The organism is Alkalicella caledoniensis (assembly GCF_014467015.1).
Classification (GTDB): domain Bacteria; phylum Bacillota; class Proteinivoracia; order Proteinivoracales; family Proteinivoracaceae; genus Alkalicella; species Alkalicella caledoniensis.
This window is the reverse complement of sequence record NZ_CP058559.1, coordinates 969,651-994,070: the sequence shown is the minus strand read 5'-3', so window position 1 is coordinate 994,070 and position 24,420 is coordinate 969,651. Positions and strand designations below refer to the sequence as shown.

The 24,420-nt window shown below is 42.3% G+C and carries 25 protein-coding genes and 3 pseudogenes; 4 read left to right on the top strand and 24 right to left on the bottom strand.

Annotation, left to right across the window (positions count from 1 at the left end; all coding sequences use genetic code 11):
- The first annotated feature begins 71 nt into the window (after window positions 1-71).
- The 4 genes and pseudogenes from HYG86_RS04900 (at window position 72) to HYG86_RS04885 (ending at window position 3,224) form a co-directional block, all read left to right on the top strand.
- Window positions 72-656, top strand: coding sequence for a helix-turn-helix domain-containing protein (locus tag HYG86_RS04900; RefSeq protein WP_213167809.1), 585 nt, complete (start codon window positions 72-74; stop codon window positions 654-656).
- A 30-nt stretch (window positions 657-686) separates the two neighbouring features.
- Window positions 687-1,274 (top strand): annotated as a pseudogene (locus tag HYG86_RS04895) (type I restriction-modification system subunit M N-terminal domain-containing protein); the annotation flags it as partial.
- An 89-nt stretch (window positions 1,275-1,363) separates the two neighbouring features.
- A pseudogene (locus tag HYG86_RS18365) lies at window positions 1,364-1,432 on the top strand (SEC-C metal-binding domain-containing protein); the annotation flags it as partial.
- A 1,048-nt stretch (window positions 1,433-2,480) separates the two neighbouring features.
- Window positions 2,481-3,224 carry a phospholipase D-like domain-containing protein gene (locus tag HYG86_RS04885; RefSeq protein WP_213167808.1) on the top strand — a complete coding sequence of 248 codons (744 nt, stop codon included), beginning with the start codon at window positions 2,481-2,483 and terminating at the stop codon, window positions 3,222-3,224.
- A gap of 68 nt (window positions 3,225-3,292) precedes the next feature.
- On the opposite strand, the gene HYG86_RS04880 is transcribed toward HYG86_RS04885, so the two are convergent.
- The 24 genes and pseudogenes from HYG86_RS04880 to HYG86_RS04765 all read right to left on the bottom strand — a co-directional run bounded on the left by HYG86_RS04880 (window position 3,293) and on the right by HYG86_RS04765 (window position 24,388).
- Window positions 3,293-4,879, bottom strand: coding sequence for a recombinase family protein (locus tag HYG86_RS04880; protein ID WP_213167807.1), 1,587 nt, complete (start codon window positions 4,877-4,879; stop codon window positions 3,293-3,295).
- Window positions 4,857-6,581, bottom strand: a complete 1,725-nt coding sequence (locus HYG86_RS04875; protein WP_246451894.1) for a recombinase family protein — start codon at window positions 6,579-6,581, stop codon at window positions 4,857-4,859. Before HYG86_RS04875 ends, HYG86_RS04880 begins: the two co-directional genes overlap by 23 nt.
- 39 nt (window positions 6,582-6,620) lie before the next feature.
- Complete coding sequence (locus tag HYG86_RS04870; protein ID WP_213167806.1) at window positions 6,621-6,800, bottom strand: SHOCT domain-containing protein; 180 nt, start codon at window positions 6,798-6,800, stop codon at window positions 6,621-6,623.
- Window positions 6,797-7,216, bottom strand: a complete 420-nt coding sequence (locus HYG86_RS04865; protein WP_213167805.1) for a helix-turn-helix domain-containing protein — start codon at window positions 7,214-7,216, stop codon at window positions 6,797-6,799. Before HYG86_RS04865 ends, HYG86_RS04870 begins: the two co-directional genes overlap by 4 nt.
- Before the next feature lie 128 nt (window positions 7,217-7,344).
- Window positions 7,345-7,524 carry an SPOR domain-containing protein gene (locus HYG86_RS18445; protein WP_425489237.1) on the bottom strand — a complete coding sequence of 60 codons (180 nt, stop codon included), beginning with the start codon at window positions 7,522-7,524 and terminating at the stop codon, window positions 7,345-7,347.
- A 313-nt stretch (window positions 7,525-7,837) separates the two neighbouring features.
- On the bottom strand, window positions 7,838-9,631 hold the full coding sequence (locus HYG86_RS04855; protein ID WP_213166996.1) for a reverse transcriptase domain-containing protein: 1,794 nt from the start codon (window positions 9,629-9,631) through the stop codon (window positions 7,838-7,840).
- 520 nt (window positions 9,632-10,151) lie between these two features.
- Entirely contained in the window at window positions 10,152-10,514 is a 363-nt protein-coding gene (locus HYG86_RS04850; protein WP_425489236.1) for an N-acetylmuramoyl-L-alanine amidase, read from the bottom strand.
- A 75-nt stretch (window positions 10,515-10,589) separates the two neighbouring features.
- Window positions 10,590-10,772, bottom strand: coding sequence for a hypothetical protein (locus HYG86_RS04845; RefSeq protein WP_213167804.1), 183 nt, complete (start codon window positions 10,770-10,772; stop codon window positions 10,590-10,592).
- A 43-nt stretch (window positions 10,773-10,815) separates the two neighbouring features.
- Entirely contained in the window at window positions 10,816-10,998 is a 183-nt protein-coding gene (locus tag HYG86_RS04840) for a hypothetical protein (RefSeq protein WP_213167803.1), read from the bottom strand.
- A 56-nt stretch (window positions 10,999-11,054) separates the two neighbouring features.
- On the bottom strand, window positions 11,055-11,471 hold the full coding sequence (locus HYG86_RS04835) for a phage holin family protein (RefSeq protein WP_147732839.1): 417 nt from the start codon (window positions 11,469-11,471) through the stop codon (window positions 11,055-11,057).
- An 83-nt stretch (window positions 11,472-11,554) separates the two neighbouring features.
- Window positions 11,555-12,628, bottom strand: coding sequence for a hypothetical protein (locus HYG86_RS04830; protein ID WP_147732840.1), 1,074 nt, complete (start codon window positions 12,626-12,628; stop codon window positions 11,555-11,557).
- Window positions 12,629-12,639: 11 nt separating this feature from the next.
- A complete protein-coding gene (locus HYG86_RS04825) occupies window positions 12,640-13,767 on the bottom strand; it encodes a phage tail family protein (protein WP_213167802.1) in 1,128 nt (375 codons plus the stop codon).
- An 18-nt stretch (window positions 13,768-13,785) separates the two neighbouring features.
- A complete protein-coding gene (locus tag HYG86_RS04820; RefSeq protein WP_213167801.1) occupies window positions 13,786-16,056 on the bottom strand; it encodes a phage tail protein in 2,271 nt (756 codons plus the stop codon).
- 252 nt (window positions 16,057-16,308) lie between these two features.
- Window positions 16,309-16,719: a hypothetical protein gene (locus HYG86_RS04815; RefSeq protein WP_213167800.1), complete on the bottom strand. Its 411-nt coding sequence runs from the start codon at window positions 16,717-16,719 to the stop codon at window positions 16,309-16,311.
- Window positions 16,720-17,039: 320 nt separating this feature from the next.
- Window positions 17,040-17,615 (bottom strand): annotated as a pseudogene (locus HYG86_RS04810) (major tail protein); the annotation flags it as partial.
- Window positions 17,616-17,960, bottom strand: a complete 345-nt coding sequence (locus tag HYG86_RS04805; protein WP_213167798.1) for a hypothetical protein — start codon at window positions 17,958-17,960, stop codon at window positions 17,616-17,618.
- On the bottom strand, window positions 17,957-18,388 hold the full coding sequence (locus tag HYG86_RS04800) for an HK97-gp10 family putative phage morphogenesis protein (protein WP_012065057.1): 432 nt from the start codon (window positions 18,386-18,388) through the stop codon (window positions 17,957-17,959). The genes HYG86_RS04805 and HYG86_RS04800 overlap by 4 nt, the downstream gene beginning before the upstream one ends.
- Window positions 18,381-18,713 (bottom strand): phage head closure protein, encoded by a 333-nt coding sequence (locus HYG86_RS04795; protein WP_213167797.1) that lies wholly within the window; start codon window positions 18,711-18,713, stop codon window positions 18,381-18,383. The genes HYG86_RS04800 and HYG86_RS04795 overlap by 8 nt, the downstream gene beginning before the upstream one ends.
- A gap of 2 nt (window positions 18,714-18,715) precedes the next feature.
- Window positions 18,716-19,024 (bottom strand): head-tail connector protein, encoded by a 309-nt coding sequence (locus HYG86_RS04790; protein ID WP_213167796.1) that lies wholly within the window; start codon window positions 19,022-19,024, stop codon window positions 18,716-18,718.
- A gap of 18 nt (window positions 19,025-19,042) precedes the next feature.
- The gene (locus tag HYG86_RS04785) at window positions 19,043-19,255 is read right to left on the bottom strand and encodes a Head fiber protein (protein WP_213167795.1); all 213 of its coding nucleotides are present in this window, start codon (window positions 19,253-19,255) and stop codon (window positions 19,043-19,045) included.
- A 12-nt stretch (window positions 19,256-19,267) separates the two neighbouring features.
- On the bottom strand, window positions 19,268-20,476 hold the full coding sequence (locus HYG86_RS04780) for a phage major capsid protein (protein ID WP_213167794.1): 1,209 nt from the start codon (window positions 20,474-20,476) through the stop codon (window positions 19,268-19,270).
- Window positions 20,477-20,495: 19 nt separating this feature from the next.
- A complete protein-coding gene (locus HYG86_RS04775) occupies window positions 20,496-21,194 on the bottom strand; it encodes a head maturation protease, ClpP-related (protein ID WP_213167793.1) in 699 nt (232 codons plus the stop codon).
- Window positions 21,191-22,447, bottom strand: coding sequence for a phage portal protein (locus tag HYG86_RS04770; RefSeq protein ID WP_213167792.1), 1,257 nt, complete (start codon window positions 22,445-22,447; stop codon window positions 21,191-21,193). Before HYG86_RS04770 ends, HYG86_RS04775 begins: the two co-directional genes overlap by 4 nt.
- A gap of 339 nt (window positions 22,448-22,786) precedes the next feature.
- Window positions 22,787-24,388 (bottom strand): terminase large subunit, encoded by a 1,602-nt coding sequence (locus HYG86_RS04765; protein ID WP_213169119.1) that lies wholly within the window; start codon window positions 24,386-24,388, stop codon window positions 22,787-22,789.
- Window positions 24,389-24,420 lie beyond the last annotated feature (32 nt).

Below are 24,420 nucleotides of genomic sequence, written 5' to 3'. Positions count from 1 at the left end.
ATCCTGTATAATAAAACCATATTGACTCAGTCAATATGGTTTTATGTATTGGAGGTGAGTTTTTGTTAGGGTTGGAGTATGTTTTAGGGATATATAATATGCAGCATATTGAGTTGGCGGAGAAGTTGGGAATTAGGAAGCAGAATATTAACATGTGGATTAAGGGGAAGCAGAACATTCCTAAAAAATATCTCCCTGTTCTTGAGGAGCTTTTTGGTTTGGATAGTGAGTATTTCACTAAGGAGCTTAATGAGATTGAGAAGCTTGAGATTCAGAAGGAGAAGTTGAAGCGGGATCTCAATCCAGTAATTAGAAAACATGATTTACAGTATATGACAGGAGAAGTTAATGATCTTGTCGAAGTACCTATATATGACAAAGAAGAAATAAATTCAATGGAGCGAACCATTGAAAAAGCGAAGCTTGCTTCCCGATTCAAACAAGCCTTAGATATAATTGATAACAATCCATATATGGATACATATAAGTTGATTGTAGAGCTCGTTGAAAAGGTGCCTGATAAGGTGCTGCTCCACAAAACCATAGAGGCTTTGGCACACTATTATGAGGTACTACCCCCTTGGGTGGTTAGTGAACCAGAGCAAGAGGAATTTGAAGGAGAAATCTTTGAGGTTTTTGATGATAACAACTTTTAATAACTTACAACAAAATTGGGAGGTAATAGTATGGCGACTAATACAGGAAATATAGGGTTTGAAGAAACTCTTTGGAAAGCAGCAGATAAATTAAGGGGCAGTATGGATGCCAGTGATTATAAACATGTAACTTTAGGACTAATATTTTTGAAATACATCTCCGATAAATTTGAAACAAAATACAACGAACTTTTGCAAGAAGGAGAAGGTTTTGAAGAAGATAGGGATGAGTATACCTTTGAAAATATTTTCTGGGTTCCTAAAGAAGCAAGATGGGGTTACATAAAAGACAATGCAAAAGATCCAAAAATAGGGCAGTATATTGACGATGCCATGATACTAATCGAAAAAGAAAACCCAAGTCTTAACGGTGTGCTGGATAAAAGATATGCAAGACCTGAACTTGATAAAAGAAGATTAGGTGAACTTATAGACTTAATCTCCACAATAAAGCTTCATGGTACTGGAGAGAAGGATTTACTGGGTAGAGTATACGAATATTTCCTAGGAAAATTCGCAAGTCAAGAAGGTAAAGGTGGTGGAGAGTTCTATACCCCCACCAGTGTAGTTAAAACTCTAGTTGAAATGATAGAGCCATACCAAGGAAGAATATATGAGAGAATCATTCAGAGATTGATACAATTTAATGAACCTCAAACTTGTTGCGCGTAGGGGTATGCAAACTCAAAAAGGGGTGTGCAGCTATGAAAATTGGAAGAAATGAACCTTGCCCATGTGGTAGCGGCATAAAATATAAAAAATGTTGCCTCAACAAAACGGATGACGAGAGACTGGCAGATGCAATAATGTACTCTATGCAGTCAATAGAAAGAGATGCTCGTATAAAACAATGTCTTCATCCAAACCATGATGAATGCGATCAAAAGATTATAAAGGCCCATGCTATACAGAACAATAGAATATTGAATAAAATAGCAGAAGAAGGCCATGTCATCACAGTAGACGGGACGTCAAATATGATTTTTCAAGGAACACAAAAAAAGGGGAGAAAAATTGCGACTACTTTTACAGGGTTTTGCAAATATCATGATAAAATTTTATTTCAAGAAATTGAGGATTACGAATTTGTAGGTACTCAAAAGCAGGTTTTTCTATTAACTTATAGGACCATGGCATGGCATTATCATAAAAAGCAAGAACAGCTGAATGCAAAAATGATACAGTATAAAAAGATGCATGAACGTGGATTTGATATGGCATCATCTGAAGGTTTCAGATTGTTTGAAAAAGGCCTCAGTTTAGGTGTTAAGGATAATGAAAAAGAGAAACTGATTTTTGACGAATATCTACTTAATGAAGTATATGACAATGTAAACTATTGTATATGGGAAATACCGTATGAAGTTCAATTTGCTGTTTCAATGATGCATGAGCTTGAACATAATATTAATGGGCAACGAGTAAATAATCTTGAGACGGATATAAACCTGAAGAAGTTATATTTAAATATTTTTCCTGCAGATTCTAAATCTTTTTGTGTATGGTCTTGGCTTAAAGAAAATGACGATGACTATGTAGAGTTTTCTAAACAATTCATGGAATTAGAAGTAGTTGACCGAGAGAATTATTTTAATAATGAACTACCAAGATGGACTGATTCAATAATTATTTCGCCAAGAATCTGGGATAAATGGGCAAAAGGAATTCAGGAAGCATTAATAACTCATGCAAATTTTGATATCTTATACAGAGCAATGGAAGAAGAAACATCAGACTATAAATACATTTATATGGATACACCGTGGAATTTCTTTGAAAAACTACAGTGACATAAATTGCCATTAAGTAATGGGAGGGGAATATATGAACGAGAGTCAATTTATGAAAACAATGATAGAGACAATAAAATATGACGAATATGATCGCAAAGATGAATTACTTACTATATTAAGAAACTCATTGATAAAATTTGACAAGACAAGTGCATTTACAAAAAAATCTTGGCAATGCTATGAAAATATCGACTTAAGAGTTCCTATTCCATTGTTAAAAGAAGCAAGAAACCTAAAGAAGGTGCTTGAGAGTGTTGCTTCAATAGTGTATATGGAAACAGATGAGAATGCTTTTGGGGGCCTAATAATCAAGCCTAAACCAGTTGAGATTGAACCCGTAGAAGTTATAGAACATGATGTGATTTTTGATGAAATCAAAGATACAATTATCCAGGGAATTAGAAATGCAAATTATATTATATGGGCTGCAGTTGCGTGGTTTACTGATGTTGAAATTTTCAACGAACTAAAATCAAGAAAAGAAGCAGGTGTAAGCGTTCGTATCATTACATCTGATGAATCATCAAACTATCACATAATGAAAGACATAGAGTCAAATTTTGATTTAACAAAGGTACCACTAAAAGGCAACTATTTATCTAATAGATTGCACGATAAATTTTGCATAATCGATTTAGAATATGTAATGCACGGGTCATATAATTGGAGTAAAAATGCGAGACAAAATGATGAGACTTTGGCAACAGCGTTAGATAGAGATTTTGTTAAGAAGTTTGCGGATGAGTTTATGAGATTGTATAACGAAAATAGATAGAAGTCTTAACTTTTTCAAAGATTTGATCGGATACACTGGGAATCCGATCAAATCTTTTTTGGTTGAATCTATATTTTTACACCGTTTTTATAGACCACTTGGACTTTTTCTTTCTCAAAGACGATAATATAATCCACTAGACTGTGCCAGAGGAGTGGATCAAAGTCTGTGAGCAGTTCATCTTGTTTCTTAAGTTCAGCGAGGAAAGCAGCCATTGTTTGGCGTCTGGTCACTTTTTCCTTAATCTGCCTGGATACTTTTTCTAAATCTTCTTTGGTAGTGTCAAACCTCTGTACCAAGCCATCGTATCTTCTTTGGTATTCTCCTTGGTCTAAGGCAACATTGGCATTTTCATTTATGCATTGCTGTATCAGCTCAGTGACAATCTCCATTTCATTTTGAAGCTCGATCTGTTTGGTTTCTAAGGGACCGGTGTCATAAAGAACATCCTTCATGGATTCGAAGTTTGCTATGATTTCATCCTTGTCTTCCAGGAGCTTATTAGTAGCCTTCACGAAGAGTTCTTTTATCATATCTTCATCGAGGTGGGGAGTGGAGCATTTTTCCTGTCCGTTGAACTTGTGGTTGCATTGCCAGACTGTGCGGCGGTACTTGCTATTTGAATGCCACACCTTTGAACCATACCAGCTTCCACATGAGCCGCATTTTATCTTACCAGAGAATATATGAACACCGCTGTGACGATTGTTTGCAGGGGTTCTCTTTTCTAACTCGTTCTGGACTAGGTCGAAGACCGCTGGCTCAATAATCGCTTCATGGTTATTTTCAACATAGTATTGAGGAATTTCTCCCTCGTTGGCTTTCTTCTTTTTGGTAAGAAAATCTACGGTGTAGCTTTTCTGCAAAAGTGCATCTCCTTTATATTTTTCATTTGTGAGGATGCGTTTGATGGTGCCTGCGTTCCATTTATCTTTCTTCGCGGGTGATAAAATGCCATCTGCTGTAAGCTGCTTGGCAATACCGTAAGGCGTCATGCCCTGTAGGAACATGCTGAAGATTCTCTGGATTATAACTGCTTCATTGGGGTTCAAGACAAGGTTGCCATCTTCACCCCGATCGTAACCGAGGAAATGCCCGAAGGGAACCGTAACCTTCCCGTCTGCAAATCTCTTGCGCTGTCCCCATGTGACGTTCTCTGAAATGCTGCGGCTTTCTTCCTGGGCAAGGGATGACATGATGGTGATTAGAAGTTCGCCTTTAGAATCTAAGGTCCAGATATTTTCCTTCTCAAAATAGATCTCGATTCCTTTTTCTTTCAATTGACGAACGGTGGTGAGGCTGTCAACTGTGTTCCTTGCAAACCGGCTGACTGACTTGGTAACGATGAGGTCAATCTTGCCGCTTAAGGCGTCCTGGATCATGCGCCTAAAGCCTTCACGCTTTTTGGTGTTGGTACCGGATATCCCTTCGTCGGTATAAACCTTCACGAACTCCCAATCGTCTCGACTTTTAATAAAATTGGTGTAATAATCGACCTGCGCCTCATAGCTTGTGAACTGTTCTTCGCTGTCGGTAGATACGCGAGCGTAGCCAGCTGTGCGGCGTTTTCTTTGCTCATTAATAGGCGTGGAAGAAAACTGCCTGAGAGTAGCAGGTATGGTTTTAACGTTTTTAGCTGTCTTTGTTCTGCTCATGCTTTTTCCTCCATGCCTCTTTCATTTTCTCAGCTTGCCTTTTCTTTCTTTCCTCTGACCAGGCGGGTTGTCTGCGTTTAAACTGCCATTGCTTTGTGATCTTACTGCCATCCTTCAGCTGAAAGAGAAGCTCTGTGTTGGAAACAACAGTGATGCTATCAACTTTTTCTTTAAAGATACCTTCATCAAATTCTTTAATGGAAAGGACATCGCTAGATATAGTTTTTAACATGTTCTCTTCCAATCCGCTGTGGCCGCAATCTGTGTGAGGGGGACAGCGCCAATGGTGGGCCTTCTGACCACTTACTCGGGGGCTTGTGTTTCTGCGTAGGTTTTGCTCGCACTTACTGCAGTTGATTTTTCCGGTGAAGCAAGTGATGTTTCCAGAGCTTCTTGGGTTCTTCTTGCTGTAGGCTGATTTTGCAGCGCGAGCTTCCGGTGTCCACCAATCCTTCCTGGCCGTGGATTTCCAATGTTGATGAATAATACTACCACTCTGAAAATGAAAGATGAGTTCATCTTTTCCATTCACCACAACTTTTTCAACTTGATCCAGGAAAAAATCTTCATCAAATTTCTCTAAGCCGAGTACCTGGGCACAGACACCTTGGAGTATCTTCTCTGGGATGTTTTTGGCGCTGCACTCTGATACGCCTTTACGGTCTTTAGTCTGGCAAGTCCAAATGTAATAAACATCACTTGAATGCTTGCTTTGTCTTTTGCCGCTGCGACGGTAGCTGACACCGCAGTTTCCACACTTTATCTTGCTTGTAAAGCAAGTGGTGTTGATAGATGGATTTGCGAATACACCCAATTCTCTGCGTCGTGCAATTTCAGCTTGTACCTTTTCATAAGTTTTTAGGTCAATTATGGCTTCGTGAGAATCTTCTACCCAATACTGAGGTAGTTCTCCGTTGTTGGGCTTTAACTTGTGTGTGATATGGTCCTCGATAAAACCCTTTTGTAAAAGCATGTTACCGGTATACTTTTCATTCTTAAGGATTGCCCGAATTGAGGTGTTTGAAAAGCGTCCTCCGGTATATGATTTGACACCCATTTCTTCAAGCTGTACCTCTGTTTGTTCGGCGGACATTCCTTTGAGGAAATTATCATAAATCAGCTTCACAATCTTGGCTTCCTCTGGCTCAACAACAAACTGCTCTCCATTCCAGCGGTAGCCATAAATATTAAAGGAATTAGGCTTTCCTTTCTGGAAATTCCTTCGAATGGCCCATTTTACATTTTCACTTGTAGAGCGGCTTTCTTCCTGGGCAAAGGAAGCGAGGATGGAGAGCATTAGTTCACCGTCACCACTCATAGAATTGATGTTTTCTTTCTCGAACCTTACCTCAACTCCGATGTCTCGAAGGTGGCGTACTGTTTCCAGTAGGTCTACGGTATTTCTAGCAAATCGCGATATGGACTTGGTTAGTACAATATCGATCTTGCCTGCATCACAATCTTCCAGCAGTCTCTTGAACTCATCACGGTTTTCAGTCGTGCCTGAAATCCCTTCGTCTGCATATACACCTGCATATTCCCATTCACGATGAGTCTGGATGTATTTGCTATAAAAGCTGACTTGCGCTGAAAGAGAGTGTAACGTTCTGCCTTTTTCTTCGGAAACTCTCGCATAAGCAGCAACCTTTTTTCTTGTAGGCATTACCGGAGCGGAAGGTTCGATTCTATTGATTTTCCGCATAAACTCACTCCTTTCAACACTATACATCACTCTAAAAGGCTATGAAGTCAAGTTAATGTGAGAGAATAGTGTACCTAGTAATGGTCTGTATTTTTCAAGAAGAAACTCATCGATTAAGGCAAATTCCTCGGGAGTAATTATGCTTTTTTCAAGCATGGATTTTGCAATAGAAAGACTTGATTGATATTGTTTTTCAGCTCTGAATTGATCGTCTGTCATATCACATCACCGCCTTTGAAGCGGTCGTTTATATAGCAATCATGAGAACAATATTTTCTCTTTGAATTGCCATAAGCGGTAAACGAGCTGCCGCAAGAAGCGCAGGTGAAGGAGTAGATGGCTTTCTTTTTGACCTTGTCCTGATTCGAGTTCCACCATGTAACACGACAATCTTGGTTACAGAATTTCAATTTCTTTTTTCCTGAGATCTGTATAAGTTCCTTACCACAGTGTTTACAGTATTCCTTACCGGGAGTAACTGTAGTTGAGTGATTGGCCTTGATCCCTCCAAGCTTATTTCTTTGGCAGTGGGAAGTAACAGTACTTTTTGAAAGACCTAGGGCTTGAGCGATTGTTGCATACCCGAACCCTTTAGCCCTTAGGTCAGCTATTTGATTTTTTTGTTCTCCAGTCATTAATAATCCTCCAATCGGAGGGTAGAAATCCCTCTCACCCTTCACAGGACAGAAGAGGGCATATTGAGTACTGAAAAATAAAAAAATGCCGCCAAGTGCAAGAAAAGCACCCAGCGGCAAAGAGTTAATTATTCAGTTTTGATAAAGGCATCTGTAAAGCCCGCAGCTTTTACTTTGGCCAGCATAGCATCAGCATTGGACTTGACGCTGTAAGCCCCAACCTGGACCCTGTAAAGCTTCTGAGGCGGGGTAGTGGAAGGAGAAGGATCTGTCAGCAGCTTTTTAACGTCAGCCCTGAAAGTGTCCATACTCTTACCATGCCTAGAAAACCATTTCCGAGGATCTCCATGATTGCTGGCAATTTTCTTCTGATAGCCTTCATAGTGGCCAATGATATCTTTTTCTGTTAAGTCATAGAGTTTACAAAGGTAAGCACAAAGCTCCGTGGCTTCTTTATAAACTGTATTGAAATAAGAGGCGTCGGATAGGTTGTCTTCGCAGTAGAGTAGGAAAGCGCCGCCTTATTGTATTTCTACAACAGGTTTGCGCAGACCCCTCCCCGAACCGTGCTTACACCTCTCGATGTACACGGCTCTCCATTGTTACTCAATTATTCAAAACTCAATTTCTGTGGATTTCTTTGTGACAATCTCGACAGACCACCATAGTTTTTCGGTTTCGCGCTATTAGGTATTTCTCCCATGGAGCTTTTCCCTTCAAGTCTTTGAGCCTTTTAACATGGTGTATTTCATAGTGTGTCGCTTCGGTTGTTCCACACAACTTACAAACTCTTGCTTTTAATCCATCTTCAAAAGGGTTACGTTTATGACTATAGATAACTGCGTCATTACGTATTTTGTCACTAAATGAACTTTGCCCTTTACAATCAGAATATTTTGCGAAATAGAGTCGTTTTTCACCTTTAGCCGTCTTATATGGTACACACCATTTCCCTTGCCCATCTTGATGCGAGCGAATAATTTGGGCAATGCTGCTTTTACGCTTTGCTGCAAGTGTTTTTAAGCAACTATACTCCATAAGGTAAGCAAAGTAATTTAAGTTGTTAAAATTACTTGCCATTCGGTAGTAGTTGCATATTCCCCGCAATTCTGCGTTGTAGGTTGAAACAATCTCGTATTCCGTGATTTGTAGCAAGCTTGGGCGGTGGACAAAGCGATACTTACCGTTAATCTGTTTCACTATACCTTTATCTAACAGAAAACGTTCAATTTTATCTTTGAATGGAACCGTGAGTTCCACTTTGTTGTTAAGCGTTCTTTTGGTATACCCATTTCCACCCTGTTTGATTTGACTGTTACGCCTTACACAAACATCATAGCCTAGAAATCTTGCTTTGTTGTGGCTGTGAGTAATAAGTGTTTTTTCTTCACTGAGTTCCATTTTCAGCGTATTTCTGATAAATGTTTTCAGTTCCGATTTTACCCATTCACAGTCAGATTTACTTCCGATAACCCCGATAAGGAAATCATCTGCATAACGCACATATTTAATTTTCTTATCCTCTTGTAATTTACTAGGGGTTGAAAGCTGTTTCGCTCTAGTTTGTCGTAATTCAGCAAGTAGTGCCGGCTTTTGGTGCTCATCCGCATTTTCTAACTTCTTTCTCAAGCGGACTGCTTTACTTCGTAGTCTTGAATATTCCGGTGTTCTCTTGCCTCGGGGTAAGGGCTTGTCAAATTTAGCTTTTAGCTGTTCAACAAACATGTCCAACTCGTGCAAGTATATATTGGCTAGTACAGGTGAAATTATTCCACCTTGGGGCGTCCCACTATATGTACTGTGGTATCGCCAATCTTCCATATATCCTGCCTTTAAGAATTTGCGAATAAGTTGGTTGAAACGCGCGTCCTTGATTTTCTTTCCTATCAATTCAGCGAGCACATTGTGATTAATGTTATCAAAACAGCCTTTGATATCACCTTCGACGAACCATTTCACTCCATTGAATCCTTTTGATACCATTCCTAGAGCGGTATGACAGCTTCTGTTAGGTCTGAAGCCATGGGAAGTATCACAAAATGTAGGTTCATAAATAGCTTCTAGAATCATTCTGATTACTTCCTGAACCAATTTATCAGTGAATGTCGGAAGTCCTAAAGGACGTAATTTATTACTTTGCTTTTTTGCAATATACGTCCTACGTACAGGCTTAGGTGTATAGGTTCCATCTGTTAGACTTTGGATAATAAGCTCTATCTTTTCCTCGCTGAAGCCATCTGCTGTGTCATTATCGACACCAGGTGTTGCTGCGCCACTATTGGCATACAGATTTTTGTAAGCAAGAAAATAGATGTCTGGTCTTTGCAGGTAACGGTAAACCCGCGTGAAAATTTCATTCTTGTTGCGATTTGAGTTTTGATTCATTCTCTCCAAAATCTCAATTGTTGGTTTCATTGAGGTATTCCTCCCTAATCAATATAAATTTTGGCGCGTAACAACTGCTTCCCTTCGCCATGTAAGGGTCATTACCCCTCGCGGACTACTATGGAAGCTCCGTACCCATGCAGAATATTCAAGCCCTTTAGCTATAGCCGTTTCCGGCGTTTCTGTTTAGGGTATCCCCAGTTAACAATGCCAATAGGTATGTGGATTTTCGGATACGTTTTCGTTTCTTTACCATTGGTTCTCCAACAGGTCATGTGAACTAAATGATAACCAATTGCGCGAAATCTGTACGCAATTACATTCACATCAGAGGTTACAGGCAAATTTCCTCTGTCCGGGCATTAACAGAAACTCGAAACTTACGTTCAACAAACCCAGTTTTATCCTCATATCCACTTGTCATTGCGGTTCAGTCGCATCTGATTGCCTTTAGATGACTTACCGCTTTCCTGCCATGCTATGTTCCCGTGTCAGCTTTCGCCTTTCGGTTGGGCAGGTTGACAATAGCGTTATCTTACTATGCGGTACCTTAAACCGCTGTTGACATTGCCCTATCTGGGCGCACAATTTCAAATCCGATGTGACTATTGTTGGCGTCACCACCTGCATGCCAGCCTCTATGATCCCATGGCAGGGTCTGATAGGAAGCGATGGTGCCATTTTTTAGCTTTCCAACAAAGGCATGGACACAGACTTGTCTGCCACTGGGTCTATGCTGGTTCCAATGATTGTTGTACTGGTTTTGTCCAAGAAGGCCATCATCCGGACCAACATATCTACGAAGATAAGGGTTATTGGCCCCAGTGCTGTGGACCATAATGCCTTTGGGCTGGATTTTCCTACCTGCTTTATAACATTCATTTTCTGTAAAGATTAGTTTTTTAAGGTTCATAGTTTTTCCCTCCTATGATTGGTTGCAATCTATAGAAAAATAAAAACGCCACAGGCTTGGCCTATGACGCTTCTACTAGAATAGGTATTCTTGATCAGTTATGTCGTCTTCATTTAAATCTCTTGTCTCATTTTCTTTCCCGCAAACCGGGCATGTGCCATAATAATCTCTAAATGTTAAACTCCCTTCTAAGTGCATTAAATACTTCACTAAGATTAACGTCGCACCACAATGGCATTTAATTTTGGTCACTTTCATCCCCTCCAAAAGCATTATGCGAAGGGGATGACATTTTATACAGCTAACCCAGTTTTCCTTCATCAAAAATCTGATCGCTGTTTTCACGCCAAAAGAAGTCTAGAGTTTTGTGGCAGCATGGACATTCCTCTTGATAGTTTCTCAGCACCATCTTGTCACTGTTGAGTATTTTGTAATTGATGACACATAGTGGCTCCTTGCAATAACTACAATTTATAAATACCATTTGAACACCTCCATAACTTACATATGCAAAGAATGCTCAAATGGCAAAATCATTGATTACTTTGTTCCGTCTTTATCTCCACCGTCTTTGAGCTGTTCCAAAACATCTCGGAGCTTTTCTGGAATAGGCAGTCCAAGTCTTGTGGCATTTTCAATAATGCTGATTCCTTCATTGGATAGGTAGAAGAAGATCACTGCTGTTCTGATTACACCGCCATCACCGATGATGTTCTGATCAATGATGTGGGCAATGCCTACCAATGAAAAAATAACGACTTTCTTGAAAATGCCCCGAGCACCCACGTCACTGGATAAATGCTTCTCGATAATGGCGCACATGACACCAAGCAGATAGTCAATGACAACAAAGGCAATCAGGGCATATAAAAATCCATCGTAACCTCCGAGAAACCAGCCAAGCCAACCGCCAAGGCCAGCAATAGCCAGTTGAATATAAGTCCAAATATCTCTCATTGTTTTTCCTCGCTTTCATGTAGATTTATATATTAAAAGACGCCCGGCTAAAGGTGTCATAATCTGATAGAAATGGGCTTCAATTAGTAAGGTGCATAGTAGACATACCCGCTGGCTTTGGCATAGAACCCGTCTCCGGGAATGTACATGGCACCGTCAAAGGTATCGTATTGGGACGTTGTGAATCCTGGCTGATGCAGGCATTCCCAGGTAACCCCATCAGAGGATACACAAAGGCTGCTCTCTTTAAGAAGTGCGAACTTACCCCAGTCGGGCATCCACATGATATTCCTTGGATTGGGGATGTTGTTATTGGCTAGATCCCCTACCCAGGAAAGATTCGTCTCTGTAATTTGCGTGGCATCGTCACTCATCACGCAGAGCTTCACGTAGTAGGTGTAATCGCCACCCACATTGGTGTAATTGAACTTCATCACAAAGAGCACACCATTGATAGAGCGAATGAACATGTACCGAGTATCATTCACATCTTCTGGAATGGTGGTTCCCCAGCTTCCAGGACTTGATGTACTTGCTCTGGCGATGGACTTGTCACCACCAACAACTCCGACAAAGTAACCTTTGTGCCTGGTCAGGTATTTGAAGATAGGGACTGAGGTTCCATCAGAGCCGACCAGGGTCCAGGCAGTTCGTTCTGTCAGTGAATCAAAGCTGTAGTAAACCGGTGACTTGTAGTACCACCAGCTGACCACGCCTGACCCCCTGTCCATATCATAAGCACCACAAGTCATAGCGTTTTGCGCTCCGGGACAATACCCCGCATTATGCCAAGTGATGCCATCAAAAGAAGCGATGACATTAGCAAGGCCTACAATCTTTGCGATAAATACGCCATCTGCAGCATAAAGAATTTCTGGCTGTCCATGACTCCACCAAGGAACACTGACAACGGTCCATTGTTTGGTGGTCTTGTTCCAGTAGGACATATAGGGAGTTTTGGCATAATAAACTGCAATCTGAGCGTTTCCGTTATCATAGACATTAATCTGTCTTTCACTGCCGTATTGGGTGTAGCCAAAATTGTTATAGTACTTCTTGGTCCAGCTTAAGGTAGGAATAGGAAGGACAATGCTGCCTCTACCACCAAAAGCTGTCCAGATGGCCAAGGTGTTATTAAAATTACGATCATAGCTCATGGCTTTCCTCCTTAAACTTTCTCAATGGCTGTAATTCTTCCGCTGGAATCGGTGGAGTAGGTGTAGCTTCCAGTTGAGCCATCGGCATAGGTCACTTCAAAGGCTGCAGCATCAATCAGAAGTGATGAGACCTCTTTAAGGAGAAGCTCTGAGAAAATATCTTCTAAGGTGATGCTGGTGATCCTTCCACTGGAATCTGTGGTGAAGCTGTACTCGGCATGATATTGATGGGTATCACCTTTTTCCACTTCATAGGTCACATTGATTTTACTATCAACCACCGACAGCGTTTTTACTATGGTGTAGGATACGCCTAAGTCATAGACCTGGCTTTGAAGATCATCCACGGAGCTTCCTACATTAGAAATAGAGTTTTCTATGCGATAGAAGGTATCAGAAATACTTGGCCTGTATCTTCCCACCTCAACACGGATATTAAATCGATAAAAAGGATTGTATTCAAGGGAGATTATCCTGGTTTTCACATTGATACCTAATGGATTGAATATGATGTGCACATTATCACCAACAGCCAAATCCATCAGCTTGAAAAAGGAAATATCATAGGATGATGCATCCTCCCTGGAGTCATGGGATACAGCCACGTTTGTAACATTCTTTGAACCCATCACAGGGATATAATCATTGGAGCCTCTATGGCTACGAATATTTATGCTATAGCCATCGTACTGGATTTCACCACCCAAAATAGCAATGAACTGCATAAGGGCAGCTCGCCTGGAAACCTTCTGATTTATTTTCATAGTGACGCTCTCTGTAAAATCCACAATCCCAGCTGAAAAGGGAGTGCCTGCAAGGAGCTGGGATAATCCTACTGAAGGATCACCCGTGAAGTCAAAACTGCTTATTTGATACATTTCATGGTTCAAAAGATAAGACATATGCTCACAAAGAACAGAGCAGACCGGTAGGCTCCCTTGAATTGATTTACTGATTTGAACCAGTTCAAAATACTGATTATCTAGTTTTGCAATTTGCTTAGTTTTTAAGGCCAATGCAGACTTCGCCATAACAGTAAATGAGAGGGTAAATTCACCCTCTAAGGTTTCTCTAATGTTTGAGCTGATGACTTTCTTAACAGACTGAATCATGGTTGCTCCCGCGTAAATTTCAATCAAGGGACCGCCTCCTTTCTATTAACTTCCTGCCACACCAAGGTTTCTAACTGTGACGGTGTTTTGGTTCCACTGAAGTTGGGCTATGACTCTGGTTAGGATATTGCCATCAATGGTAAGAGGGATGGTTACATCAAAGACTGCTCCTTCAGATCCACCGAGACTTCCTGTTACTTGAGAGTTCAGGTCCAAATCAAAGTCTGTAGGAATAGCTCCCTGCATATCTTTTTCTACATCACCCATGGCTTTTTCGAAGCCCTCTCCAATACCTTCACCCATGTTGGAACCAATGCCTGCAAATACCTTTGAAGGTGATCTAATACCAAGAACCTTCTTAACGCCACCAACAATACCGTTGACCATGTTTTTTACTTTTTCTCCAAGCCAACCAATCATCGATGCGATACCGTCCCATAAACCTCTGGCGATGTTTCTTCCCACTTCTAGTATGGATGGGATCCCACGGGCAAGTCCGGAGACGATAGACATGATGATCTGAGGCAGTTGAGCCACGATCTGAGGAATGGCACGAATAAGTCCCATGCCAAGCTGAATGGTCAGTTGAACTCCCATTTCAATGAGCTTTGGTAGATTACTGGTGATGAAGGTAATGATGCTGTTAATAATCTGAGGCAGTGATTGAATCAGAGTTGGTAGGGAGTTCAAAAGTCCCATAGCCAAGCCACTGATAATCTGAAAAGCAGCATCTAGTACCAAGTCCAGATTGTTGATTAAGGTGGTAGCGATCAGAATAACCGCTTCCACAATGGATGGAATGAGTTCTGGTAGGGCATCTCCAAGGCCCGTTGCAAGGGTCACAATCATCACTAGCGCCGCTTCCACCAGGGCAGGAAGATTGGTAATAATCCCATCCACCAATGTTAGAACAAGCTGCAAAGCACCATCTGTAATTTGAGGTAAGGCTTCGATGAGGCCACCTACAATGGTCATGATGATATTGGTTGCAGCTTCAATAAGTGTGGGAAGATTATCTAAAATCCCACTGACAAGAGCGAGAATCAAATCAGGTGCTACTTCTGCAATAGCTGCAATAAGTCCTGTAACCACATCCAGAATTTGAGGAAGGATGACAGCAATCTGTTCAACCGTCTGCCTTGCACCTTCCTTAAGCTGCTCAGCAGCACCTTCTTGGCCAGTGATAAGGCCCGTCAAACCATCTAGAATCATGGTAAAGCCAGGGAGGAGCTGTGAGGTGATGTTGTTTTTCACCCCGGCAAAGGAGCGGGTGAGATTGTCCATGGCATCTGTGTAGTTCACCGCAGCATCTACAGATTCATCACTCATAACCAGCCCTAGCTCACTTGCTTTGTTCTTTAGGGCATCTGTGCTTTCAGCGGTCTGGTTTAGAAGCGCCCCTAGCTCAACTGAGGACGTTCCAAGTAAATCATTGGCAATGGCCGCTTTTTCACCTTCATCAGAGATGCCTTGAAGACCTTTAATGGTCATCTCAAAGACTTCTTCTCGGGATTTACCCTCAAGGTCCGCCATGGAAATCCCTAGGCGTTGAAACTTTTCTGTGGCTGAGGAACTCCCATTGATGGCATCGTCTACGGTGTTATTAAGTTTCTTCATTCCGTTTTCTAAGGATGAGATGCTGGCACCGTTTTGGGAAAGGACATAGTCCCACTCTTGATAACCTTGCCTGGAAAGACCTATCCTTTGGCTGGCCTTATCGATCTCATCCCCTGCGGCGGCAGCATCATTAGCCATATCAAAGAGCTTTTTACCCGCTGTTACTGCTGCGGTTCCAATGGCAGCCATAGCAACGCCAATCCCAGCAGCCACACCTCTCATAACTGAACCGAGCTTCTCAAACTTACCACCGGAATCATCTGCCACTTTTGCAGAGTCTTTGATTTCATCCCCAAACTTGTCTGCTTCTTTACCAGCATCATCAAACCCATCACTGGCTGCATCAAGAGCCTTATTGTTGTCATCCAGCTCTTTTTCCATTTTGTTTAGATCTGCATTTGCATTGTTTAGCTGGATCTGCCAGGCTTTTGTTCTTTTGTCATTCTCCCCAAAGGACTCAGCAGCATTTTTCAGTGCAGCTTCAAGGGTGGATACTTTACTTTTCTGAGCATCGATCTCTTTATTTAAGACTTCATTTCTTGCTGTGATAGCTTTGATGGATTTGTCTTGCTTATCAAATTGAGAAGTGACCAGATTCATTTCAGAACCAAGCACCTTGAATGTTTGATTGATATCTCGAAGAGAGCTCTTGAATTCTTTTTCACCCTCAACACCGATTTTCAGGCCGAAGTCCGACATAGCGTTCACCTCCTTTGGGGCATAAAAAATGACACCGCCTAAGGTGCCACTCTAAATGATTTTGTTATAGAAATTCCGGTATTATTTCATCGATATAGCGTTCTTGTTTCGGTTTCGATATTCCGGTAAATTGCTTATGACACTCCCAAAGGTCCATCAAATAGCCAATGGGCATGAGCCACACCTCATCTTCAGATCGTCTAAGATGGACTGTTCCAAAGTAAATAAGTCGGGTAAAGACTTGTTCATCACTTACCCGACCACCTCGTTTTTTGAGTCGTCACTCTCCACATTCCTTTTTGTACCTTTCATCATACTGGCCATAATGGCATTCTTGTAATTAGCTAGATCAAAGGGAGTGGTAAGAAGCTCCACTTCATCTTCTGTGAGCAGTTCTTTTTCATCATCCTTGTTCCTAATATTGTGAATCAGGATAGATTGGTTGGCCAGAAGGGTGATGAGCCAAACCACCTCCTCCAGTGCCATTTCAAAGTTCTCAGTTTTCATGAGCTTATCGCCCAAATTCTCAAGACCACCATAGCGCTTAGCAATTTCCTTTGTAGCTTTAGTGGTAAGAATCATCTTAAACTCTGTGCCGCCAATATCAATGGTGGTACTTCGTTCTTCTGCTGCCTCATCAACCTTTATTTTTTCATCTGCCATGATCAACCCTCCCATTAAGAAACCACAACAGTAGCCACAGTGGTTGTCACATTTTCTGCACCACTAGAGCTTAAGACGCAGTAGTAGTAATAGGTATCTGCCAAAAGGTCCGTTGGAATATCAAAACTCGCAGAAGTTTCCCCATTAATGGCAGTACCGCCAGTGGTGCTATCGATGGTATTTTCATACCACTGATAGATTACAGGGTTTGAGGTGTTGGAATTTGCCACAACAGAGAGGCTTCCAGAAATGCTTCCTGCGGTTACTTCAGTTAAGCTTGCTGGCTGGGTTGTGATGGTTATGGTTGGGGTTACGGCTGTAAAGTCTGGTTCATAAACGGATGTGAACCAGCTTGTAATTGTTGATGCCGCTACACCATTATCTCCTTCAGTAACTTCCGCTTTCCAAGGATGTTTGCTTTCTCCGTCCAGTTTGTTTCTTCTAAAGACGGTTCCTTCTATGGTGGGACTGCTAAATGTAATGGAGTCGCCTTTGGTAGCAAGACTTGTGGCGGGAACAGAGAAGATAACCCTGTAGAGCCAAAAGTAGCGATATTTTCCATTGGCCTTCTTGGCACGAAACCCGACTGCCACAGGGCTACCACCATCTTCACTTCTTGAAACCACCACATTGTTGCTGTCAATTTTGCAGCCCGTTAAGTCCTGGGCCACCAGGGAACCAATGTCATCAATTCCAAGGCTTAGTGATCCACTCTTAAATTCTTTAACCACCTCGCTGGCACCGTCATCTGCGTAGAGAATGGCTTCAATGAGCTCAATGCTCAGCTCTGCAGTCATGGCTTTAGCCAGCACTTTAGGGGTTCCATAGGTTTCGATGCCATTTTGATCTTCTGTGATTTTTGCATAAAATAGAGAGTCCAATCCGATCGTTGCCATTTATTCTTCCTCCGTTTCATATTCTTTCATTACGTCAATGGCGTAATGATGAAATTTAGTGTCGTGTTCGTAACCTACATACTGCCTGTCTGTGATGGTGATTCCTCCAGATTGTAGGGATTTAGTTAGTTCTTTCTTGCGCTTCATATAGTTCTTCTTCGTAAAAAGAGAAAGCCGAGCTTCTGAGAGAATCATGTAGGCTTCATTATCTGCAAAGAGATCAAGCCTATCAGACATGGGGGTGATAACCAGATATTCATCAGGCGGCGTATCGGAAAATACTCCGGTCTCCACAGGAATGTTTAAGGGTATTAGTATGTTGTTTAAATCCGCAAGTAAGCTCATAGCTTTTCAATCTCCTTATCCAGTTCTGATTTCATAGTTTCAATGCATGCCTTCCGAGATGCGGACTTTGCTGGCTTCAAGAAAGGCTTAGGTGGCTGACCTGATTTACCGTATTCAAGGATATTTGCAATCTTGGCATTGGCATCTCCATCGCCACGAGGTTCATTGAAGCCAACCTTGACATTGAAGTTTCCATTTCGATCTAGCTTGGTGGGAGAGAGGCCCAGTGAAGATACCAGCTCACCGGTAGAACGGCTTTTTTCTTTTGTTTCATTCCCAATAACACCTTTGAGGTTGGCTTTTACTTTATCAAGAACAACCTCCCCGCCAGCTTCTAAAACTTTCGAGACAATCTCATCGGTCTTATCACCAAGCTTTGTAAGCTTCATTAGAAACTCATCAGGCATTTTCATAGTTCCTTTAGCCACTTGGAGCCACCTCCTTGGCCAGCACTTCAATATACATCCCGCGGCCTTTCACATCCTCAACAGATGTGATTTCAAATCTCTTATCACTGTGGATGATCACCATAGACGTTGTAATGGTTATACCAGGTATGCGGCGAAAGCGAAAAAGGTCTGTGGCTTCTGAAAAGGAAGCTCTATTTGCCCATTTCTCATTGCCATGGCGACCTTCTCGATAAGCCCTTACAGAAGCTACAATATTATCAACTTCTGTTTTAAACCCTTCAGGATCTTTAATGGTGACGCTTTCTACAATATCGATAAAGGTATTCATTTTCCCAAAGCTCATAACTACACCTTCCAATCCCGATCAAGCCGCAGCAGGAGATTGACTGTATTCCATACCTGCTGTCCAGCTTGAACATTATCTGAAAAGAAACCACCGGTGCTGCCGTCCCTGGATTCATAGAAGTGAGATGACAGCATGATGATGGCTTGCTGAGTGGTGGCTGGCATAACGGCTTCCACATAGTGGTTCTCAGGATGATGCTGATAGCTTTCTGCATACCGCGTGGCGGCAGTGATGTACATTTGAATCAGCTCATCATCAGACGAGTGATCTAGTATAAGGTTTGCTTTTACTTTTTCCAGCAGTGTCATCCCTCCACCATCCTTTCATTAGTCTGAAATCATAAGCCCTGCTGCTTTAAGTTTGGTGAGAAGGACATTAAAATCCGTCACCAAATCTTCAACTGTGGTAGCAGTACTTGCCGCTTGATTGTCAAGAACAGGGAGGCCAGTAACGACCGCCCCTTCCTTGATTTCAAGAGTTCCACCAATAACGGTTTTTTCACCGCCCTGTTCGGTATAGTTCTTTGTGTTATAACTCATAGGGCACCTCCATTATGCTTTCTGCTGAAGCACTTTGATGGCTTCAGGAAGAATCAGCTTTCCATCCACACGCTGAGTGGCAACAAAACCTACCTGGCCAGTAGCCGCATAAAGCTCATTCAGTCTCTTGAAGACTCTTCCTTGACGATCCGCTACCCAGTAGTAGCCAAAGTCACCGAAGATGATGGACTTTGCAGATGCAGCGATGGTAGGAACGTAGGATGAAGTGTAAACAGGTCTGTTCAGAATGGTATCTGGTGTTCCAGCCTGAAGTGAAGGCTGCCAGATATACTGACCCTGACCATCCTTAAGTTTTCTAATGGCCTTAATAGTGGCATCGTTCATAACAAACACGGACTTGTTTCTGTAAGGCGATTTAAGAGAGTAGAAGAGGTCCAAAATCTCATCAACAGTAATAGCTGTAGCACTTGCAGCAGTTACACCGATTTGTGCTCCACCAGTGGCAGCAAGAATACCTGTAGGCTTACCAGAACCATCTCCTGTGAAGAAAGCATCTTCTTCCTTGTTACCAATACGTCTTGCAAACTCTCTAGCAATATAGTTTCCAAGATTAAACACGCTGTCATTAAGAAGCTCTTCAGACACCTTGATCATGGTACCTAGCTTGTAAGCACCAATGGAAACCTGTCCAAAACTATCATCGCTTTCAGGAATAGCACCTTCTTCATCAATCCAAGAAGCAGTTCCTTTGGAAGCCACTACTGGAATCTTACGATCACCAGATGAGGTGGAGATGACATTGGCCAGCTTTCTGAAAATATTCTCTTCATCCAAAGCTTCAATAAGGGTACGCTCGAATTCATCCGGTACAAGATAGCCACCTTCAGTGTCAGTACCAATCTGCAGTGCATTCTTAATAACAGGATCGAGCCCTTCACCAGAACGGGTTCTCATAGCATTCCAGAATGCTTTCTGGTATTCTGCGGAGGCTCTGCCGCCTTTGGATTCCATACCCTGGAAGATAGGTTTCCCGGTAAGCGGTGTGTTAAGTGGCTTTGAAAGCTCACGGTCTAGTGCTTCTTGCTTTTCAAGACGATCAATTTCTTTGCCAAGGGCAACCACATCCGCTTCCATTTTTTCATAAGTTGCAGTGTCTTCAGCAGATACGATACCATCTGTACCTCTTTTGGTATCGAGGAATGCTTTAGCAGCTTCCCAGGATTTTGCTCTTTTTTCACGCAGTTCAAGAATTTTATTCATAGTGTTTTCCTCCTAAAATTTAGTGTTGAATCAAAGAAAGCCGCTTTTCTAGCGACTCAATTGGGGTGCCAGTATTCTCTTTTTCTAGTTTGGGTTTTACCTTATCCAGTAGAGAGTTGGTAACAGCTCTGCGGCTAAAGGCATAGGTAAAGTCTTCGGTCTGATTTCTTTTCTTTTCGTCCTCCAAGATGCCATCCGCAAAACCAAGCTCGATGGCCTTCTTTGCATTGAGCCAGGTTTCTGCATCCATAAGATGGGAGAGCTTTGTTCTTGACTGGCCTGTCTTGATTTCATAGGCATTGATGATGCTCTCCTTAACTTCAGAAAGCATGGCGATGGCTTTTTTCATTTCCTCGCTGTCTCCAATGGCCACCGTAAGGGGGTTATGGACCATCATGAGGGCAGTTGGTGCCATAAGCACCGTTGTCCCCGCCATGGCGATGACTGAGGCGGCTGAGGCTGCAATACCGTCAATCTTTACGGTAACAGTACCCTTGTAATCCATCAGCATGGCGTAAATCTGACTAGCAGCAATGCAATCACCTCCTGGAGAATTGAGCCAAATAACTATGTCACCCTCACCGGCAGTAAGCTCTGCTTTAAATGCCTTAGGGGTGACATCATCGTCAAACCATGAGTCTTCGGCAATAACGCCGTCTAGATATAGTGTTCGGACGCCAGTGTTTTCATCACGCGCCCAGTTCCAAAATTTCTTCATTTAGGTTCCTCCGTTTCTTTGATATTTGCGAACGCGCCTGCGTCCTGTAATTTTGTCATTGCGCCGTTGATGAGGTAGAGGTCGCCACCAAAGGATTCTGGAATTCTATCCAGATTTTCTAGCTCTCTGATATCATTGGCGCTCATCCAGCCATTCTGCCGGGCAGTAGCATAGCCACTCATACGACTTACATAGTCACCACGCAGAAGGCCATCCACATTAAACTTGATAAAGATATTAGGCTTCTCACTTTCCATTAGCAGCGCTCTACACATGGACTGTTCCCAGCGGACCACCCAAGGGTCGAGGGTGTATTTTACAAATTCCAGTGATTGCTGTTCGATGTTACTAAAGGATGACTTCTCTAGATCAGCAAGCATATGAGGGGGCACTCTAAAGATACGAGCGATCTCATTGATCTGGAACTTTCTGGTTTCTAGGAACTGAGCCTGTTCAGGAGAAATACCAATAGGCTGATACTTCATACCTTCCTCAAGGACAGCCACCCGGTGGGCATTACCACTTCCTTGATAAGCTGCATTCCAGGATTCTTTAATCTTCTGAGGATCCTTGATAGTACCGGGGTGTTCAAGGACGCCTCCCGGTGAAGCCCCATTAGCAAAAAACTTAGCTCCATATTCTTCCGTGGCTATGGCTAGGCCCACAGCATTTTTTGCCATGGCAATGGGTGAATAACCTACCAGTCCGTCAAAGCCAAGTCCTGGGATATGAAGGACGTCTGATGGTGAAAGATACACTTGATGCTCTTTGCCAAGAGTAGGGACATCCTCATTGCCACGCTGGTACAAATAGAAAAGCCGACCACTTGAATCGCGATCGACCGTCATTTTGTTTGGCATGAGTGGGTAGAGAGAAATCACTTCACCACGTGCATTTCTAATTATCTGAGCATAGGCATTTCCCCATAATAAAAGATGACTCATCAGCGTCTCTCTAAACGCAAAAGAAGTCATCTCAGGGTTTGGTTCATCATGAAGCAGTTTATAAAGCGGGTGATTTAGGTTTTTCTCCTTGCCACCTGAATCATTGTACTTATACACATGAAGTGGTAGACCAGCTAAGGTCTCGGATAAGATTCTTACGCAGCTATACACTGCGGTCATCTGCATAGCGGTTTGCTCATTAACTGGCTTACCAGCACTAGTATTTCCAAAAAAGAAACTATAGCGGCTTCCACTAAGAGCGTCTTTAGGCTTATCACGTGCCTTAAATATTCCTTGCAGTATTCCCATGGACATCACTCTCCTTAAAATGGGCATGAAAAAAGCACCTACTCTGGAGATAGATGCTTAATTTTGATACTATTAAATTCATGATAACTGTAGATCATATAATATAAAGAATGCGTCTTAAAAAGATTACAATATTTTATATAATATTTTGCCCCCAATTATAAGACCTAAAGCAACTCCCATTCTTAAACACCATTTTACTGTTGTTTTCCACTTATCACTTTTCATATCAAAATACTCGCTCATAAATGCACCCCCTTTATGACTATTGCGTTTTATTCTACTTATCTACATAAAAACTTAGCCTATTACATTTATTGTATCATATGGAAAATGGAATTATAAGATTAAAAGACCTCGATCATCATAAACGGAATTACCGGCTTCTCCACCACAGCGAATCGCTCGGTCAAGAGCCATGATTGTGGCTACAGCACCGTCAATCTTCTCGGTGGATTTTTCTTTGTCTGCTTTGATATTCCCAGCAGGGTCAGTTCTAATAAATATATTGTCCATCATCCAGCGGAGAACAGGATGACCTCCATGAGCGATTTTTTCTTCCAATGTCAGCTTCATCAGTTCCTTAGTTGGTGGTGACATATCTTTGAAGCCCTGACCAAAAGGAACAACGGTGAAACCTAGATTTTCTAGGTTCTGTGTCATCTGAACTGCTCCCCATCGGTCAAAGGCAATCTCACGGATGTTATATTTCATCCCAAGCTCCTCGATGAAGGTTTCGATGAATCCGTAGTGGACCACGTTACCTTCGGTGGTTAGAAGGAAGCCTTGTTTTTGCCACACATCATAATTCACATGATCCCGCCTAACCCTAAGGTCAATACTGTCTTCTGGTATCCAGAAGTATGGAAGAACCACATATTTGTCGTCTTCATCCTGCGGAGGGAATACAAGTACGAAGGCTGTAATGTCAGTGGAAGAGGAAAGGTCCAGTCCGCCATAACAGATGCGACCTTTTAGGGCTTCTGGATTAACCGGAAAAGCACAGGCATCCCATTTATCCATAGGCATCCAGCGAATAGCCTGCTTAACCCATTGATTGAGTCGAAGCTGCCTGAAGCTGTTTTCTTCCGCAGGGTTTTGTTTCGCAGACTCATAGGCCATTTTTACTTTATCCATGCTTACAGTGATGCCAAGGGATGGGTTTGCTTTTTTCCACACCTTTGGATCTGACCAGTCATCCTCTAGTGCTGCGCCATAAATGACGGGGTAGAAGGTAGGATCGTTCTTTCTTCCTGCCATAATATCCAGTGCTTTTTGATGAACCTCCCAGCAGATGCTGTTTTGATTATCACCTGCAGTGGTGATAAGAAAGTACAAAGGTTGCATCCTGGCATCACCACTACCTTTGGTCATAACATCATAGAGTTTTCGGTTTGGTTGTGTGTGGAGCTCATCAAAGACAACGCCATGGGTGTTAAAGCCGTGTTTGTTTCCAACATCGGCAGAAAGCACTTGATAGATGCTTCCAGTAGGTTGGTAGATCAGTCTTTTCTGTGAGTCCAGAATCTTTACCCGCTTGGATAATGCAGGGCACATTCGCACCATATCAGCAGCCACGTTAAAAACGATGGAGGCTTGGTTACGATCTGCAGCGCAGCCATAAACCTCAGCACGTTCTTCGTTATCCCCACAGGTTAAGAGCAGGGCAACAGCCGCCGCAAGCTCACTTTTTCCCATCTTCTTTGGAATCTCTACATACGCTGTATTAAACTGGCGATAGCCATTTGGTTTGATGGTTCCAAATAAATCCCGGATGATTTGTTCTTGCCAATCTATCAATTCAAAGGGCTTCCCTGCCCAGGTTCCTTTGGTGTGGGAGAGGCATTCAATAAAACCAACTGCATAGTCCGCCATCTCCTTGCTGTAATGGGAATCCTTCGCCATGTAAGTGGTTGGTTTATACTTCTTTAGTTTTCGGATATGCGGACACCTCCTTTAAAAAGACATAAAAA